The sequence below is a fragment of the Pseudoalteromonas sp. SCQQ13 genome (assembly GCF_015864415.1).
Taxonomy (GTDB): domain Bacteria; phylum Pseudomonadota; class Gammaproteobacteria; order Enterobacterales; family Alteromonadaceae; genus Pseudoalteromonas; species Pseudoalteromonas nigrifaciens.
In genome coordinates this window covers 63,437-82,312 of sequence record NZ_JADYXG010000001.1, presented here as the reverse complement: position 1 = coordinate 82,312, position 18,876 = coordinate 63,437, and the positions used below count along the sequence as shown (strand labels likewise).

General features: G+C 35.9%; 13 protein-coding genes. 7 read left to right on the top strand and 6 right to left on the bottom strand.

Translation table 11 applies throughout. The features are described 5' to 3' along the window. Positions 1-79: 79 nt before the first annotated feature. Both I6F41_RS00340 and I6F41_RS00335 read right to left on the bottom strand, forming a co-directional pair. Positions 80-1,594 carry a hypothetical protein gene (locus I6F41_RS00340; RefSeq protein ID WP_197107458.1) on the bottom strand — a complete coding sequence of 505 codons (1,515 nt, stop codon included), beginning with the start codon at positions 1,592-1,594 and terminating at the stop codon, positions 80-82. A gap of 80 nt (positions 1,595-1,674) precedes the next feature. After that, a complete protein-coding gene (locus I6F41_RS00335) occupies positions 1,675-1,932 on the bottom strand; it encodes a helix-turn-helix domain-containing protein (protein WP_197107456.1) in 258 nt (85 codons plus the stop codon). A gap of 156 nt (positions 1,933-2,088) precedes the next feature. Between I6F41_RS00335 and I6F41_RS00330 the strand changes: the two genes are divergently transcribed. From I6F41_RS00330 to I6F41_RS00310, 5 genes are all read left to right on the top strand, one after another. After that, positions 2,089-2,673: a hypothetical protein gene (locus I6F41_RS00330; protein ID WP_197107454.1), complete on the top strand. Its 585-nt coding sequence runs from the start codon at positions 2,089-2,091 to the stop codon at positions 2,671-2,673. Further along, positions 2,667-4,055, top strand: coding sequence for a DEAD/DEAH box helicase (locus I6F41_RS00325; RefSeq protein WP_197107452.1), 1,389 nt, complete (start codon positions 2,667-2,669; stop codon positions 4,053-4,055). The genes I6F41_RS00330 and I6F41_RS00325 overlap by 7 nt, the downstream gene beginning before the upstream one ends. 294 nt (positions 4,056-4,349) lie before the next feature. Then, positions 4,350-5,186 carry a hypothetical protein gene (locus tag I6F41_RS00320; RefSeq protein ID WP_188161733.1) on the top strand — a complete coding sequence of 279 codons (837 nt, stop codon included), beginning with the start codon at positions 4,350-4,352 and terminating at the stop codon, positions 5,184-5,186. 58 nt (positions 5,187-5,244) lie between these two features. Continuing rightward, positions 5,245-6,435 carry an SIR2 family NAD-dependent protein deacylase gene (locus I6F41_RS00315; RefSeq protein ID WP_188161734.1) on the top strand — a complete coding sequence of 397 codons (1,191 nt, stop codon included), beginning with the start codon at positions 5,245-5,247 and terminating at the stop codon, positions 6,433-6,435. After that, the gene (locus I6F41_RS00310) at positions 6,432-8,255 is read left to right on the top strand and encodes an ATP-binding protein (protein WP_197107450.1); all 1,824 of its coding nucleotides are present in this window, start codon (positions 6,432-6,434) and stop codon (positions 8,253-8,255) included. Before I6F41_RS00315 ends, I6F41_RS00310 begins: the two co-directional genes overlap by 4 nt. 195 nt (positions 8,256-8,450) lie before the next feature. Here I6F41_RS00310 and gmtX read toward each other — a convergent pair whose 3' ends face one another. The 3 genes from gmtX to gmtY are packed head-to-tail and all read right to left on the bottom strand — an operon-like array spanning position 8,451 to position 13,148. Further along, entirely contained in the window at positions 8,451-9,101 is a 651-nt protein-coding gene (gene gmtX, locus I6F41_RS00305) for a gamma-mobile-trio protein GmtX (protein ID WP_086998414.1), read from the bottom strand. Between the two features lie 8 nt (positions 9,102-9,109). Beyond that, a complete protein-coding gene (gmtZ, locus tag I6F41_RS00300; protein ID WP_197107448.1) occupies positions 9,110-11,704 on the bottom strand; it encodes a gamma-mobile-trio integrase GmtZ in 2,595 nt (864 codons plus the stop codon). 1 nt (position 11,705) lies between these two features. After that, positions 11,706-13,148: a gamma-mobile-trio recombinase GmtY gene (gmtY, locus tag I6F41_RS00295; RefSeq protein ID WP_197107446.1), complete on the bottom strand. Its 1,443-nt coding sequence runs from the start codon at positions 13,146-13,148 to the stop codon at positions 11,706-11,708. Positions 13,149-13,322: 174 nt separating this feature from the next. Between gmtY and I6F41_RS00290 the strand changes: the two genes are divergently transcribed. Together I6F41_RS00290 and I6F41_RS00285 are read left to right on the top strand one after the other, a co-directional pair. Then, entirely contained in the window at positions 13,323-14,534 is a 1,212-nt protein-coding gene (locus tag I6F41_RS00290; RefSeq protein ID WP_182684435.1) for a tyrosine-type recombinase/integrase, read from the top strand. After that, positions 14,534-15,727: a cation:proton antiporter gene (locus I6F41_RS00285; RefSeq protein WP_182684436.1), complete on the top strand. Its 1,194-nt coding sequence runs from the start codon at positions 14,534-14,536 to the stop codon at positions 15,725-15,727. Before I6F41_RS00290 ends, I6F41_RS00285 begins: the two co-directional genes overlap by 1 nt. A gap of 61 nt (positions 15,728-15,788) precedes the next feature. Here the strand turns inward: I6F41_RS00285 and ydiJ are convergent, their stop codons facing one another. Next, positions 15,789-18,839: a D-2-hydroxyglutarate dehydrogenase YdiJ gene (gene ydiJ, locus I6F41_RS00280; protein WP_182684438.1), complete on the bottom strand. Its 3,051-nt coding sequence runs from the start codon at positions 18,837-18,839 to the stop codon at positions 15,789-15,791. Positions 18,840-18,876 lie beyond the last annotated feature (37 nt).

Here is an 18,876-nt window from a genome sequence, read left to right as displayed (position 1 = left end):
TAGGGATTTAGGCTTAGTAAATAAATCATACTCAATACTGCTTGAGTATGATTTATTATGAGCCGTTTTTTGCAGTTACCTATTGAGGATTATCGTCCATTAAGTTTTTAACTATTTTATCTAGCAACTTAGTGGAATTTGATATGTATAAATCATCAGCTTCATCAACTTTTTCTAAGTAGCTACTTGTTAGCTTTACCCAAGTACTAAATGATTTTATTTCACTGGTATTAAGTAATTCGATTAACGCCTCGTGGTGTTTACCTTTCTCCGCCATATAGCCAATACCAATTTTAGAATCGATCTCATCTAGCAGTCGAATTGCCAATGTTGTTTGATTGACCTTATAAAGAACCTTTGCAACTTGGCGCTTCTCATAGTCAGTCATATGTTTTTGTTCTGGTATCACATAATAGACTAGATTAAATAAGTTTGAGTTTAATTTAGTATCATCTTTACCTTCTTTTTTGGCTAATGCTACCTGGTAATAAACTTCACTTTTGAATCTATCAGCTTCATGACTGCTTATGTTTTTATTTTTACTCATAATTAACTCAGAAGCCGCACTTTGATTAAGTTTGTCTAAATCAATAATATCTAAGATTATGGGGTGCTTATATGCAAGTTCGTTAATGAACTCTAAATTAAAGTGAACTCTGTCTGCTGCATGTTCAGTTTGGTGGTAAAGGGAAAGCTCCGTTTTTATAATATCGATAATAGTTAGGTACGCTTTTTTAAACTTATCATTTACGTTGAAGTGCGTGAGATAACAGTCGAACGCCTCATTGTAGTGGTAAAGCTTGTTGTTAGTTGTTGCTGCGTCTTCTTTTTCTTCTATTATGGTATCTAAAGTTGCTGAACATAAATCTGCTTTAAATGTTGGGTTATATTTAGCAAATAATTTAGTGAATCTTTGTGATGCGTATTTTCCGTAAAACTCAGCTTTAAAAAGATCTATTAATTCATTTGGGATAGGTAGCTCATTAATAAGGTGCCCTTCCGCTATTGCTAGAGAGAGTTTTTCATTATACGTTTTGTAGTCGCTGTTTTCTTTTAGTAAGCGCACAGCGTCTTGATCTTTGAAGTTGAGCAATTGTAAATGCAAAATATATTCTTTTGCCTCATCAACTCCAGCAACTTGGCTTGCAATACGATTAAAGCTTTTTCGATCATTGCTTTTTGCATACGCGCTTAAAATCGCTCCAAGTGTTTTTAGAAGCAACTTTGGCTCGGCTTGATTAATATCGTCAAGCTTTGCTTCTAAAAGAAGATATGGATTAACTTTAACTGACTGGGCAAACTGCAACTCTTTTAGCCTTGCTCTAAATTGCTTTAAGTTGTGCTGACCTATCAAACCAGAATTAAGCATTTCAAATACAATATTTGTCTCAACATAATCTGTATTTAAGGTATCAATATTAGATTTTATTTTATTGCCAAGTACGGTTTGGCTTTTTGAGTCTAAGGTATCCTCGTTAAACTGATTGAGCATTAAAATTGTTTTTGAATAGACTGATTTGGCTTTTTCTTCTGATGAATCTGTGCATGCAGATAGCACAAGCAGAAAAAATAGTGAGGTAATAATTTTTTTCATTATTTTATAGTCCTTTATTTTAGTAATTAATTCATTTCAGTTTTGGTAGGTATTTTGTAGTTTATTATCTTTATAAACTCTCAATTCATTTCCTCTAATAAATCAATAAGTTTACGTTTACCTTCGTCATCTAGCTTTTCGATTAGACACGCCAGTGTTGCGCTTTCTTCTGATTCACAAAAGAAATAATTTACGGGGACATTTAACTCAGTCGCTAGCTTTTTTAAAGTAGCTAAGTCTGGCATATGGCGACCCGTTTCGTAATGGTTCATTCTGCCGCTGGCAGAGCTTGGGTCCATCCCCATTTTAATACCTAACTCTTTTTGGCTTATTTTCATTCGCTTTCGAGCCTCTTTAAGACGCTCTGTAAAAAAGGATTTAACCTGCACCGTTGATTCATCTTGGTAACTCTCACATTTAAATGATTGTCTAGTTTTTACATGAGCATGTATACTTAGGAATACTAAGTTTATGGTGGGTGGTAAGGTTTAGCAATGAGTAAGCAAGCGAATATGAATGTATTTTTACATTTTCTTTTGGTAATCAAACAGATGGATAATTTCACTGTGACGCAAGCTAAAGATGCTTTATTGCGTGAACAATCTGAGTTTACAGATGCAGTAGAAACCAGAAAGTTTATATATCGTCAATTAACTCGTAATGTTGCAAAAGGACTCTTAAAACGAACCAATAAAGTAAACAAGGGATCTAAGGAAGTTATTTATTCAAAAACAGAGCTTTTTTTTAATTTAGAAATTGTGCCGAGTTCAAGAGGAAGTAGTGCAAAAAGCATTGAGATTATTAATAATAACTCTACTAACACCAAAGTTGAAAAGCTTCAAATTACAGAGTACCAAGATGAGCTTAAAAAAGATTTATTAACATACGAAATTGATTTGAATACCGTGCTTGAAGAAGCTAAAGAGTATAAACGCCTTACTGCGCGTTACCCTAAACTACATGAACAATTGCAGCTACATCACACTCAGGCTAAAGAAAAATCGATTAAATTACTTGGCAAAATAAATGCTTTGCAAACTTTATTGGGTAATGAAAAAATTGATAAGCCGCTATGTTGAGGGCTTGGCAAACAGCCTGCTTATCGGCAGTTAAAAAACATTACTCTCAAAACCATAAACACTTTTTTTGTTTAGCTACACCTGGGGCTGGTAAAAGCGTGTTGGCGGCAGAAGTTACAGCTTATTTATTTGATACAAAGCAAATAGACTTTGTGATTTGTTTTTCACCCTCTAGTGAGGTTGCAAATGGCATTAGAAAGACGTTTGCTAAACGTTTAAATTGTAATTTTGACGGTGTTATTGGCTCAGTTGGTTGCTCGTATACTTATCAAAACATGCGCTTTTTTAATGACGACTACTGGAAACTATTAAGGAACAACCGCGTGTTAGTGGTGTTTGATGAAATACACCATTGCGCTGGTTCAAGCATTGAGGATGCCAATGTATGGGGGCAAGATATTGTTAAAAATATTCAACAGCAGGCTGCTTTCACGTTAGCTTTAACAGGCACACCTTGGCGCTCTGACCTTCTCCCTATCGCGCTGGCAACTTATAGCGACCCTGATAATAAAATTCAGTGCAATTACACTTACTCGCTGCAACAGGCGGTAAATGATGGCGTTTGCCGTAACCCTAAAATTGTTTTAATTGATAATGAAGAAATTTCGGTAACAACCACGAAACAGGAAACTAAAACCTATAACTCATTAAAGTCTTTGCTAAAAGAGCCATCGATTTCCTACCAAGATCTAATTAAGCACGAAGCTGTAATCAATTATATTGTTGCTCAAGGTGTAAATAAACTTGCTACTATTAGGCAGCAGAATAGCAATGCCGCAGGGTTAATTGTTGCCTCTTCTGTTGAACATGCAGAACAAATAGTGACGGTGCTCACAGAGCTTTTCCATCAATCAGCAACCATAGTTACTTACAAAGAAAGCGATGCTGGCGAGAGAATCAGTCATTTTCGCTTTAGCAACACACAATGGATTGTAAGCGTTGGCATGGTGTCGGAAGGTACTGACATACCAAGGCTACAGGTATGCTGCCATTTGAGTAGAGTTAAAACCGAGCTTTATTTTAGGCAGGTGCTTGGCCGTATATTAAGAGTAAATAGCTCGCCCAACCAAGAAGCTTGGTTATTCACCCTAGCCGAAGAAACACTAAGCACTTTTGCAAATAGAATTGACCAAGAGCTACCCGACACTTGTGTACTAATAAGAAATAACGCCATAGCGAATGAATATTTTAGAACAGAGACTCATAAAAAAGCAAACTACCCTCAGCCAGATAATCAGGTTAATACTGAGGTTGATGATTTATTATTTTCATGGGGCAAAAATGGAGCAAATCAGCTGCAAACAGATCCTCAGGAGGCAAGCTTTTTACAGGCCTTTGGCGGGTTTAGAGAGCGGGTAATAGAGACGTTTTTAGCAGGTTAATTTGAAGCAATTCACATCAGTCCATAGAGTTTTAATGATTAGGCTTAGGTTTCATCTGGCAGACCGCTATGAGCGAGAAGCAGTCATTCAGGGGGAGCTATAGTTAGCTCAGTAACCCTCAGAGAAAACTATCACTTTTTTATATAGTAAAATAACCTTTACTAGGCTTAATATTTATAGGTGGCAATAACTTACACTATTTGCTATTAATAGAAACTCATGAAATAAGGACGTTTTCGCGCAAAATAGGGAAAGTGTCCGCTGATAAAGATGTTAGCAGCCAAAGGAGTTTAAATGACACTTGTACTTGCTGGTCATAGTTCAGGAGGATTTGAAGAAGGGATTTATTTTGCATCAGACTCCCATATCACACAGAACAACCATGTCTTAGTTAAAGGCTTTAAAAAAGTAATTGAGATTCCAATTCGTGTTAAAGGATTAAATTTTTGTGGTGAGTGGTTTAATGGTTACTCAGGCAATAGTTATCAAGGTGCTTGTAGTGTTGCGTTTGCTGGAAGCTCTTTAGTTGCTCAGCATCTGATTAATTCAATGAAGAACCATTTAACAGAGCTATTTCCTACTTATTACAATGATAGTTATCAAATAGTGATGTCTTGTGAAACTAATAAGCACCTAAGACAAACTGATTATGACGACTCTATGTTTTTAGATAGTCACTTAGACACAATTTTGACCGCCGAGTATGTATCTCAAGTAATCTGCCATTCTATTGAAGCAGTATTAAACAAAGCTAGAGAGCATTGCTCTATGAGTCGGTTGTTTACTGCTTATCAGGCAGAGTTTATTTTAGGTGTGCAATGCCCTCAAACCCGAGAGTATCATTTATATCAATATGAAATTGTTCCAGACCAAGAGTTAGGAGCTAAAGTTGAGATAACCAGAGTTAATCAAAATGAACTAGCAGTAATTGGCGCAAAGAAATTTAAAGACGATGCTCTAATTGAGTTAGCGCAATGTGAAGGTGAAGAAAAACCCTCAGAAAAAATATTTCGGTTTCTTAATAGTGTAATTGAGAGTGAAACAAGTATAGGAAACAACGGGATAGGTAAACCAAGTGGTTTGTATAATCTACAAGGTAGTATTCTAACTAGAATTGGATTTGAGCGTTAATGCGATTCACACCTGCACCTAATTGAGTATTCTATAGCGAAAATATTGAGAGAAACTTATGGAAGAATTTGACAATAGATTGGAAAACTTGAAGCAGCTTTTAAGCTCGCAAAGCAGACAAAATTGGCTTTTTGGGGCTGGAATAAGCTTCGGTTCAAAAATACCTTTGATGTATCCATTGACTAATCGCGTTGAGGAAATCATCCAAGAATATTCAGGTGCTAAAGAAAAAAATATTTTGGCTTCTTTAAAAGAGGACCTAACCGAAGACTGCCATGTTGAACATTACTTGAGCCACTTAGGTGATCTTCTCGCTATCGCGGAGCGCTCAAAACAAAAAACCGCATACCTTGGCGCTAATAGTTATACATCTGATGAGTTAAAACAGCTATATCTAGAAATCATTAAGGCTATTGGTGGGATTATTAGATATGGATATGTGGGTGCCAATGCTAACTACGGGGTAGAAGAGGAAGTTGGCAAAGCAGAAAATCCAATTATTGAAATAAAACCTCATTTTGAATTTATAGAAGCATTATTGATTAGCCAATCAAATCTAGAGCGACGCTCAAAAACAACATTTTTTACTACTAATTACGACACATTACTAGAGGATGCCTTAGCTCTACACAAAAAAGTTGTATGCGATGGATTTTCAGGAGGTGCTGTAGGTTTTTGGAATGCCGAAAAAGAGTTTTCAAATACCGCTATAGATTCAAATACCTATCATCTATATAAACTACATGGTTCGATAGATTGGCACCGAGATAATAATTTAGGGCTAGTGCGTGCACGGTATGGAACTAAATATTTATCAGACCCTGCAAATATTATGATTTACCCTCAAGCAACAAAATATGTAGAAACGCAGAAAGATCCATTTGCCAGTTTATTTCTAGGTTTACGAAAAACTCTCATGAATGGTCAGCAAAATACATTAATTACTTGTGGCTACAGCTTTGGGGATGACCATATTAACGCTGAAATAGAAAGTGCGTTAAGAAGTGAAGCTAACCAAACGACAGTTATTGCTTTTATTCAAGAAGCACCGAAAGATGGAGTCGTTATTAATAAAACCTTAGATGCTTGGCTTTGCTGTCCTAAGATTGGTTCTAGAGTGTATGTCGCTGGTGAATTGGGAATTTATCATAATTCAACAACTCCTTTGGCTGAATCTGATGATAGTAAATATACATGGTGGCGTTTTGATGGACTAACTCAGTTCATAAAAACAGGGGACGTATCATGAAGAATGTTTTCCAAGCAAGGACAGAGCTAAAAATCGGGAAAATTATTGAGGTATCCGGCAATAATTTACGTATAGAAATTGATGATAATGTGAACGAATTGATTCGTGCTGTTGATGGGCAAGTTTATTCCGTGGGCCAAATGGGTAGTATCATTAAAGTTCATTTTGGCAGAAAGCTACTATTTGCTTTTGTTAGGTCGCTTAAAATGAGATCAGAGTTGATTTCTGATGACACTAGTCAAATAATTAATGCTGCGGATGATGCTCGTATTTTAGAAGCTGACTTGTTTGGTCAAGGAATATGGTCTAACAAAAATTCTCAACTTCATTTTTCCCGTGGTGTTGAGACTTATCCCTTGCCCCTTCAAAGTGCTTATATCTGCCTTAATGATGAACTAGAGGCTGTATATAAAGCTGCGGAATCAAATGCTCAAGATGAAGCTATCACTCCTATGGTACCCATAGGTAATTACATCGGTGGTAACAATGCAATATGCAGAGCAAATATTGATAAACTCTTTGGTCATCACTTTGCAATATTAGGGTCTACAGGTTCCGGTAAATCAGGAACAGTTGCTTCAATTTTACATTCTGTTTTAGATCATGAGCCAGAAGGTACAACATTGAAGCCCAGAATTGTAATGATTGATCCACATGGTGAATATGCTAGTGCTTTTGGTGATAGGGCAAAAGTATACCGGGCATATAATGATGCTTCTGTAGCCGATGATGAAGCAGAGCTTTTAAAATTGCCTTATTGGCTGATGTCTAGTGATGAATTGAGATCATTGATTATTGGTAAGACTGAACACGAGGCTACATCTCAAAACAATATTATTTACGAGGCAATCACTTACGCTAGATTACTTGAAGCCGGATATGTTCAGGATATCGGAGCAGAGCCAAATGGAGGGGCTGAAGCAGCACTCAGCGTCGATAAAACTGAAGAGCAGGTTTTGAATTTTGATAGAGATAAGCCAGTTCCGTTTAAGTTGACACAATTTGTAAAGCACATTGACAAGGTTCAGGGCCGTAAGGCGGGGAAACAAGATCATTTAGCGGCATCTGCAGGCCGAGATAAAGTTGATAATATACTTAAAAAACTCAAAGTCCTTCGTTCCAACCCTCAACTTAGTTTTTTATTGAAAGAATATACTGAGGAGTCTTCGCCTAAGCTACAGGAAATATTGTCACAATTTGTAGGTGAAGCGGATGGGAAAGATATCCGTATTATCGATATATCAGGTCTCCCAAACGAAGTAGCCGGACCGTTGACAGCATTAATATCTCGCCTTCTATTTCAATACAAGCTCTGGCAAACAAGGGATGAAAGAGAGAAAGACCCTGTACTATTTGTCTGTGAAGAAGCACATCGTTATGTACCGAATCATGGCGAAGCACAATATAAAGAAGCTCAAGATGCTATTCGACGTATTGCAAAAGAAGGTCGGAAATACGGGCTAGGACTAGGTCTTATTTCTCAAAGGCCTTCGGATGTTGAAAGTACAGTTCTTTCTCAGTGTAACTCTTGGATTGTTCTTAGGTTGTCGAATTCCAGTGATCAAGAACATGTATCAAAGTTTTTACCTGATAGCTTAAGCGGTTTAACCAAAATGTTATCAGCCCTTACAACACGAGAAGCTATATTTGTTGGTGAGGCCGCAGCACTTCCAAGTAGAATTCGAATTCGAGAGCTATCACCTGAACAATTACCCAATTCTAACGATATTAAATTTGCAAGTGGATGGTCGAATGACGCGATCCAAGAAGCTGACTTAATGACAATTGTAAATCGATGGTGTGGAACTACGGGGGAGTAATTCAGTAATGTTGGCGAGCAAAGCTTTAACGAGGCAATTCTGTCGGACTCGCTTTGCTCGCTGCAAATTACAGTGTTATCACTGTCCGCTAATGGCACATAACAGCCTGTCAGATTCATAAATTAAACCCACTTGACAGACCAATATACATCTAATTTTACTAACAAACCTCATAGGTAGTACATTGTGTTTATATTACTCATTAGACTTAATTACTTTATTCAAAGCTTGTATAAAGCCTCTTGGGAATATTTCATTTTGATATTCACTTCCTTTTATTTGGCCTAATTCAGTTTTTAGCCAACCATTGAGCTTAATACACTCATCCGATACAGCATAAGTAAGCGCTGATAACTCATTATTAGTTAGTTTTAAGTTAGGAATAAAGTCTGTAGTTTGGGTATATTGATTACGCTTATCGATTACTATTTCCGATTGACTTTTTAAGATATTCAGCTCGGTTTTAAATTTCTTTCTTTCAGCTAAAATTCTTGCAAAGTATGCGCGAGCCGCAATATCGGGTATCGTATTTAAAAGCTCATTATCCGTAGCTGGTAATACCACTTTATTGTCAACCGATTGACTTTTGATTAATTCAGCCCAATAACTAATTAGCTTTCTATAGTGCACATTTTTTGTTGCACGAAGCGTTTCGTAACTGGGACCGCTATTTTTATAACTTATCATTCCGATATTTGTTATTGAAAAATCAACATTTCCTTGCTCAAAATAATTAGATAAAATTAAGTTCAATTTATCAAGTGTATCTTTAGTCTTTTGTGTTTTCCCTTCTTTTAGAGCTTCTAGCTTCTCATCTTGGTGCTTTTTTTCTAAGTTTGATTGCATTGGGTGCCTCATTTATGAGAAGGTAAGTTGATATAATTGTTATGTGTCTCAGTGTACCCGGCATCTAGTAATTTTGAGTCAGTGAGGTATGTTTCGGCTTCAAGATAATCAGCAACAACTCTAAATCCTTCAAACTTATCATTCGGGGCGGCAATTTTAGCCATTTGTCTTATCATTGCATTTCCAGCAATTAATTGTTCTTTATCACCCATTTCTAAGAAAATAGGTTTCTTACCTTGCTTGAGTAAGATCCGACTTAATTGAATTGTACGTTGCTTTAATGCTGGAGTTTTTTGTAATGTATCCATAAAATCTGGGTATATTTCCGCATCCTCACATAAGCATGATAGATGTAATAGTTCAGATTTAGTTTCAACGAACTTCAAAGCCATATTTACATCAGTTGTATTTCCTAAGGCAATTAATTTATTTTTATTATTGTCAGTTTCTCGGTTTTCTTCTAGCTGTATAATTTTAGATATCAGGCCAAAACATGATATCCAGTCTTTAGTGTATTCGTCAGATTCAACTTTTTGTTTTTCATACCTACGTTGTAGTGATCGAAGCTCTTCAAATTTTAAAAATGGTTTGCTGTTCTGCTCTGCGATAAACTTTGTGTCTTTGAGTTTATCTAACTTTTTTTCTAAATCTAATGCTAAGCTTGACGCTTCATGAGCTTTGTAGCTTAACTGATTAAATAAAGCATTTAGTTTTGGTAAATAAACAGCTTCGGTGATGAACCACCTACACCTAATGCAATTCTCTGGACCATTTGGTACTTTTCCATATACTCGGTCTATTGCTCTAGCTTTATTAACTAGAAGTTCACCACCATTCCAGCATCCACCAAGTGTACTCATTTCATCGGAGCGAACATTATTTCCACCTACTAAGCACATACCATAAGCTCTTTCTTCCCATCCTATAGGGTTTCTATTTGCTAGCGATGCAACGATACTATCTTCACTGTTATAAACAACGTTACATTTAATTTGATTAATTGATGCATCTTTTAAAAATGAGCGAAGTGAGCTATCCGAATTTTCGAGCAACTCTCCCTCTGCATATCGCATTTTATCTGCCATAACAGATGGTGATATTTTGTTATAATATATTGTTGAAATAAGTCTCGAGTGACCGGCAAGAAGTTTAGAAATTACTGGAATCGGTACGTTAGAATCCATTGAATAAGCTGTAATTAAGCTTACTCTCAAGCTATGTGGAGGGAAATGTGTTGTTGACCCTTTTAATTTTTCATTTTCATAATTGACAACTAGGCTGAGTTTTTCTCCATTATCAAGAGTATCACCCGCACTAAATAGATTATTTTCGAGCTCTAATAATAAAGAGTGCCAAAAACGCTTTAAGGAATCAGCATCAATAGGTTTAAACTTATCATCTCCTTGAGCTGTTGGGTCTCGAAATAAAAAACACATATTTCCCATTGCATTGAGTTGAAGTTTAGATTTAGTAGTGCCTAAATGCCTTTTTGAAAGTTCTTTACAATGTATAGGTCTTTGTATCGGGTTATATTTTTTCTGCCAGTTTCTAAGTTTTTCAAGCCAATATAAAACTTCTTGGTGGTTCCACGGTATTACATACCCAGCGTCAACTTCAGCATCAGAGGTTTTATTAGTGTTTATGAATAGTCCTGTTGTATAAGTTGAAGTATATTGATCATATATTCTCCTAAAAACACCTTTTTCAACCAATTTAGGACTTGAGGTTTTTGTTAATTTACTTTCATTTTGTATCCAAGATTTATTGTCATATTTCCAAGTATCATCCTCTCCGGAGTCTAACATTCTTATTTGATAGGTTCTCAGTGGTAAATGCAGTTTTATCAGGAGTGCCAATGCCCTGACTGGGGACCACATTTGAATAATTACTCTATCAGTAGCGCCTTTTGATTTGATTTTTCTTTGGCGCCAAACGCAGTCAGGATCATCTTTGTTAATTAAACTTTCAGGTACCTCGAACCAATCACCACCCCTTGTTCCTGAACGTACTCCTGTTTGAGCTTGTGCCCAAAGCCAATCTTTGAATGATGGACAGTGGGATGTATTATCATGCTTAGTTGTTTTATCGTTACTCGGTGAAATTATATCTCTTAGCGAGAGTATATATTTATAAGGGAGTGGTTGGCGAACAGTCTCAAGAGGAACACTTTTAAATTTAACCTTTGTAAATGGGTTAACAACCGTTTTTATGGAGACATTATTTTGATCACGAACTGTAAAATGCTTCTCGATGACAAAGTCAATGAAATCAACTATATTATTTGGTCTTCTTGCCTGCTCGTTAAGGTCGTTGACACCTGATATTTTCATTACTTCAATAAATTCATCTGAATTACTTATATGACCATTTGAACCACTAAAAAAAGTATCGATATTAGATGCATAGGGAGCATGTATTAAAAAATATTTTTCTAATAAAAAAGTAAGAGCTACTCTTTTGACGTCAATAGAAGTTGTTTGCATCTTCATCCATTCGGCAGCCAACTTCTCCCACGAAAGCCATTTAGTGCCAAGAGCTTTAGATAACCAGCTAAATGTTAAATCAACACTCCGATTGTCATTTTTTTTAATTGGTTTTATCATTTTATTCCTTAAATTTTTTATTTTTGCCCGAAAAGTATTGATGAGGATCTATGTCATTGAAACCATATTTCGTAAGGTTTTCCCAACTTAAATCTAATGGTGTTTCACCTTTAACTAATGCTTCTGTAGCAGTAGTTAAAGTATTTGATATTTCGTTGAAATTTGGCTCTGTATATGGAGTTTGAGAATCAAGAGATTTGTGATGCATACATCTTCTGATTATTAATGGGTTTACGTTGGCTCTTCGTAAACGCCTACCATAGCTATGTCTATGACCATGTGGGTCATAACCTTCATGCTTTGAGGGAAGTAAATTAATTCTCTTTAATGCATTTTTATAATTTTGATGAAATGCATTTAATGTGTAAGGAGAGCCGAAATATTTTTGATGAAATGAAATAAAGGCATAGGGATGATTGCATAATATCGAAGCTCGATATTTTTGATAAACTTTCCAGAGACTAAGAAAAATTTCGCCATAGTATGATGGGAACCAATTAACAATTATATAACCATCTCTGTGGTCTATAGTCCCACCTTTCCAGCCTAAATGTTCAGTATTGAACATAGAAACACGAGGTATTCTACCATATTTTTCTTTTAGGTATAATTTTCTAGTATTTCCACCTCTGTTTGATTTCCAGCCATACGGTGCAATACCTTGTTCTTCATTATATATCTTAACAAGCGAAGAGTTATTATTTAGGGGGTCTAATTCAACATCTGAAACCCACAAAGCCATAGCTTCACTTTCTCTTAACCCTCCTCCATGCATAAGTAGTAAAATTAGTTTGTCTCTTATTGAAATTCTTAAATCACGTTGAATTGAAAAACCATCGACGAAAAAAACTTTAAATTTATCTTCAGGAAAAGCCACTGCATCACCTTCGACTAATAAATGTGGTTTCGTTGAGGTGTAATTTACTTCTCTGAAGCTTAACTGTTTGTTTCTGAATTTTTTTATATGCCCAAGAAAGTCATTTATATTTTTTCTATACCTTGCTGAATATAGTAATACACTGTGAAAATCATTAGGGATAAGCTTCTGAGTTTTTGCGCAATTTGGCTCTAACCAATTTAGAAATGATACCAAATAACGAGTAATGTTTTTAGTATTAAAAAAAGACTTTGGTTCCCAATAAAGGCCTGAAGGATCGAATCCCTGTTCATCTAAAGTACCGGATCTCAACCTTAAAATGAATGAAGTAAGCAATAATTCTGGGTCACTAAATATATTTTTATTAGCTTCCATGTAATCAAGAAATAGTTTTAAAGCTCTTGCATAAGATAAAAGAGTGGAGCGACTTTTCCCTTGTGCGGTTAATATTAGGAAATAGTCTGTAATTAATGGTATGTCACCTTTAACGGTAAGAATTACAGGAACATGTACCCACGAGCCTGTGTTATCTGTAATGATTTTTGCAATGACGGTAACTGTTGACATCTTAAGTTTTAATTATTCTTGATATCAACAAGTTAATCTATTTTGTAGTAAATATAAAGGTAATGTTTATTAACTGAAAAGAAAAGTACACATAAATATCACTATATACAATAGACAGTATCGGACTTTATGGTTAATCTATAAGTCTATTATTTTATTGAATATTTTATTACTATGCTAGTTGCTTTGGTTGATACGTTAAAACAATTGAGATATCAAATTGCTCATCTTGAAGATAATACTTTAAATTCAGAATATCCAGAACTGGCTACCTTTATACAGCAAGTTGGCTTGACTGTAACTGAATCAAAACAAGATCTTACCTTCTTATACCAGTTTTTATATGTTTATGGTCGCAAATCGGAAGCAACCTATAGTCGGTTTAGAAGTGAGCTTGAACGTTTTTATTTATGGGCATGGTTAGTGGCTGAAAAATCAGTATTTGATTTAAAGCGCGAAGATATTGAAGGTTATGTAGATTTTGTTGTTGAACCAGATAAAGCTTGGGCTACAACATCAGTACAATGGCGTTATAAAGACGAGAAAGGTATTCGTCGTTTAAATACAAATTGGCGCCCTTTCATCCAAAAAGAATCAATTGCTAGCCAACAAACATTATCGGCAATGTTTACTGCACTTAACGTATTTTATAAATTTGCTATTTTAGAAGAAAAAACCTTTGCCAATTTTGTGCCTGTAGTAAAAAAGAATAGTCCCTATTTAGTGGTTCAATCGCAAATACAGATCCCCGATACGCTAAGCGATATACAATGGGAATATGTGTTTGGGGTAACGCGCGACTTATGTGAGCAACAACCTGATCTAGAAAGAAATTTATTTACTCTGGCATGTTTAAAAGGATTATATTTACGGATCTCTGAATTGTCAGAGCGGCCACAATGGTCGCCCGTTATGTCGCATTTTTGGCAAGACAACGATGGCTTTTGGTTTTTGCGTATTATGGGTAAAGGTAATAAATTACGAGATGTAACTCTAAGCGATGATTTTGTTGAATATTTAAAACGCTACCGACTTTATCGTGGTTTACCTGCCCTACCACGCGTTGATGAATCTGAACCTTTGGTGCATAAAATTCGTGGCCAAGGTGGCATGACAGTTAGGCAAATACGACGTTTGGTACAACAAAGTTTTGATTTAGCTCAGCAATCTTTACTTGATGATGGTTTTAAAGATGACTCTGAACAACTTGAAGCAGCAACCGCACATTGGCTTAGACATACAGGTGCAACACACGATGCACAAACACGACCACTCAAACATTTATCTGAAGATTTAGGACACGCAAAAATAGCAACTACAGATCAAATTTATATTCAAACAAATATAAAAGAACGTGCAAAATCTGGTTTAAAAAGGAAAATATAATGGAATATTTAGTCATTACTTTTATTGGCAGTTTGTTTTTGATTTATTCATTAACAATCCGGCAATTAGAAAGAACCGAAATCACTGGCCCAATGTTTTTTGTGATTGGAGGAATAGCACTGGCTTGGTTTATACCTGAGGAAGTTGAACAATTAAAAAATGGTGGAGCTTATATATTACCTTTAATTGAATTAACTTTAAGTTTGTTTTTATTTACCGACGCTACAAAAACAAAACTAAGCGTTTTAAAACACAGTTATCAGTATCCAAGTTTATTATTATTTGTTGCCCTACCCCTTACCTTGTTGTTAGGTATTGGCACTGCATTATTTTTATTTGCAGAGTTAACACTTATTCAAGCTGCATTATTAGCAATTATTTTAACACCAACCGATGCAGCACTCAGTAAAGGACTATTAGAAAGTACACAAGTGCCCGAAAATATCCGTGAAGGAATAAATACTGAAAGTGGTTTAAATGATGGTTTATGTGTACCTGTATTTTTAATTTTTTTGTTATTAGCTAATAACCCAGAGCTTGGGATCACCGCTTCACAAACTATGATTATTTTTACTCGGGAACTTGGTATAGCGCTATTGATTGCAATTGCGAGTGTTGCGATATTTATTCCCACTTTAAACTTTGCTATGCAACGCCATTATTTTGCACAAAAAACCAGTCCTTTTTTGCTGGTAGGTTTTGCAATGGCGATATTTTCTATTACACAGTATTTTCATAGTAGTGGTTTTATTGCAGTGTTTGTAGCAGGTTTATTATTTGACCGATATTCTCCAGAGTCGATACGTTGTGAAATTGTTGAAGACTCAGAGCACATAGCCGATTTTGCCGCATTATTAATTTGGTGTTTATTTGGTTTTGTAAGTGCCTATTTGGTTTTACCAAAACTCAGTTTTGAAATAATAATTTATGCTTTACTTAGTGCAACTTTGATCAGAATAATTCCGGTTATGTTGTCACTGCAATTTACTGCACTGAATATAAAAGAGCGATTTACTTTTGCTTGGTTTGGACCAAGAGGACTCGCATCGATAGTATTTACGTTAATGGTAATTGATACTCAAATAGAAAATAAAAATCAGATTGCAACTATTGCTATGACCACTATTTTATTTAGTGTATTTATTCATGGTATAACTACTAAGCCAATTGCAGATAGTTTTGCTAAAAAGTAAAAAGTAAAAATGCGTAATTTTATTTATAAAGTTACGCATTTTTTAATTAGCCTAATAAAGTTTAATTGCTAAGTAGGTGTGCAAGTAACTCAATTGGATGTTTAGGTTTAAATTTTTCATATCGTTTAACTTGGCTACGACAAGAAAATCCTGTTGATAACAGTTGCTCGGGTTTATTTTTATCTACAATAGGTTTCCAACTCATTTCGTATAGTGCGCGCGAGTTGTTTTGGTTTTGTGCTTCATGACCATAAGTACCCGCCATGCCGCAACAACCAGTACTGGTTGTTTTTAATGTTAAGCCAATATCGGTAAAAATATTTTGCCAAACACTCGCAGCTTTTGGTAAGGCAGTAGTTTCGGTACAGTGGCTTAATAAAGTAAATTCAGTATTAGTATTTTGTTTTACTTTTAATTGCGTAAACGATTGAGTTTGTAACCACTCGTGAGCAAGTTGCACATGGAAATCACCACGATTATTTTCTAAAATTGTATTGTACTCATCGCGGTAACACATAACTAATGAAGCATCTAAACCAACCAGTGGCGCATTAATATCGTTAAGTTTATTTAAAAACTCTGCGGCGTTTTTTGCTGTTACTTTAAACTCATGCAAAAACCCTTTTACATGTTGTGGTTTTCCATTGGGTTTAAAAGGTAATAACATTGGCTTTTTGCCGAGCTGAGTAATAAGCGTAATAAAACTCTCTACTAATTCTGCTTCATAAAAACTAGTGAATGGGTCTTGTACTATTAATACATATTCGTTTTGTTGCTCAGCACTTAATTTATTTAGTAATTCAAAATTAAAAGTATGAGCTTTGTTTAATCGACTAGTTAGTGCGGGAATACTTAATTGTGGTGTATTTACATAACCCACGGTTTTTTTAATTATGTTACTAACTAGGTCTGTACTTACTATAGGATTAATAATACGTGCAAATTTAGCCATTAATGGCGCACTAACTTCTATATTACCCACTAGGTAATCTTTGAGTGGACGTGCGTAGTAACTATGATAATAATTTAAAAAACGCGAACGAAAAGTAGGTACATCTACTTTAATTGGGCAAGCAGTAGTACATGCTTTACAGGCTAAGCACTCGTCCATCGAAGCTTTAACTTCGTGAGAAAAGTCGTAAATGCCTTTGTTTTTTTCACGGCTGTGAACAAAACGTTCCCACCAGGTAATTACTTCGCCTTTATTAAGTTGCTTTTCGACCTCAAGTAAATCTACATTTTTTGCTTCTTGCAGGCGCAACCATTCGCGCATTAAACTTGCGCGGCCTTTAGGTGAATGTCGGCGATCGCCGGTTACTTTATACGACGGACACATTGGTGAGTTTTCATCGTAGTTAAAGCATATTCCGTTACCGTTACAAGTCATGGCATTATTAAAACTTGTTTTTACATCAATAGATATTTGTTTATCGAACCATGAACGTTTTTGTCCATCAACACTTACTAGTGAGTCTTCACTATCGATAGGTGTACATATTTTACCCGGGTTTATTCGGTTATTTGGATCAAATGCAGTTTTTATTTTACGTAACTGAGTAAATAAATGGTCGCCAAAAAACGCTGGGCCATATTCGCTACGATACCCTTTACCGTGTTCGCCCCACATTAAACCACCGTATTTAGCGGTGAGTTTTACCACTTCATCTGAAATAACACGCAATAGTTTTTCTTGTTCTGGGTCGCACATATCGAGCGCAGGCCTAACATGTAAAACGCCAGCGTCAACATGGCCAAACATTCCATATTGTAAATTATGGCTGTCGAGTAATGCTCTAAACTCTACTATATAATCAGCTAAGTTTTCTGGTGGTACCGCGGTGTCTTCTGCAAAGGCGAGTGGTTTCTGACTGCCTTTTACGTTACCTAAAAGCCCGACTGACTTTTTACGCATGGCGTAAATTTTTAAAATATCACTTTTATTACTGGTTAGCTGGTAACCAATAACACCATTAGTTTGCTGTGCCACGCACTGATCTAATAGTTTGCACAAAGTGTCTACTTTGTCTTTTATATCCTCTGGTGATACAGCATTAAACTCAACCATGTTGAGCCCTTGCATATCTTTATTAGGAATGTCGGTTATTAAGTCCGATACTGAATGCCAAATAATATCTTGGCGTGCTAAGTTTAAAACTTTGCTATCGACAGTTTCAACTGAGGTTGCTCTCGCAGCTACCAAAAATGGTGAATGACGTAGTGCCGAATCAAAACTATCATACTTAATATTAATTAAAGTTTTAAATTCAGCAATGGGGGTTAGCTTTAATTTAGCCTCGGTAACTATACCTAATGACCCTTCAGAGCCGGTAATTAAGCGGCTCATATCAAAAGTTTGTAAGTCATCACTTAGCACATGCTCTAGGTCGTATCCGGTTAAAAAGCGGTTTAATCTAGGGAATTTAGCTAATACAGCTTCACGCTCATTTAGTGCGATATCTAAAACGGTTTTGTATAAATGACCAACTAATGTGTCTTGCTCTGCGATTACCTTTGCTTTTTCTGTATCAATGGCTGCAGTACACATAGGTGTGCCATCGACCAAATAAGTTGTTAGCCCTAAAACATGGTCACTCGTTTTACCGTAAACTAGCGAGCCTTGACCCGAAGCATCAGTGCTGATCATACCGCCAATGGTTGCTCTATTACTGGTAGATAAGTCGGGTGAAAAGAAAAACCCATAAGGTTTTAAAAAGTCATTAAGCTGATCTTTTATTACCCCAGTTTGTACACGCACCCAGCCTTCTTGCGTGTTTATTTCGAGTATTTCACGCATGTATCGTGATAAATCGACAATAATGCCAGGGGTTAATGATTGCCCGTTAGTCCCAGTGCCGCCGCCGCGCGGACCAAATGTTAACGATAAAAAGGGGTCGCGAGATGCTGTTTGCAACGCAAGTTGAATATCTTTTTCGGTTTTAGGAAAAATAACACCTTGCGGTAGCTCTTGGTAAATACTGTTATCGGTTGAAGCTGTTATGCGGGTTGCATAACTTGCGTCAGTGTCTCCAGTAAACCCTTGATTTTTAATGGTACTTAAGTAATTTGCGACAACTTCTGTCGCGGCATCTTGCTGTGTAATAGTTGCTATCATGACGGCGATATTTTAAGGCATTTGATTAATTATATCA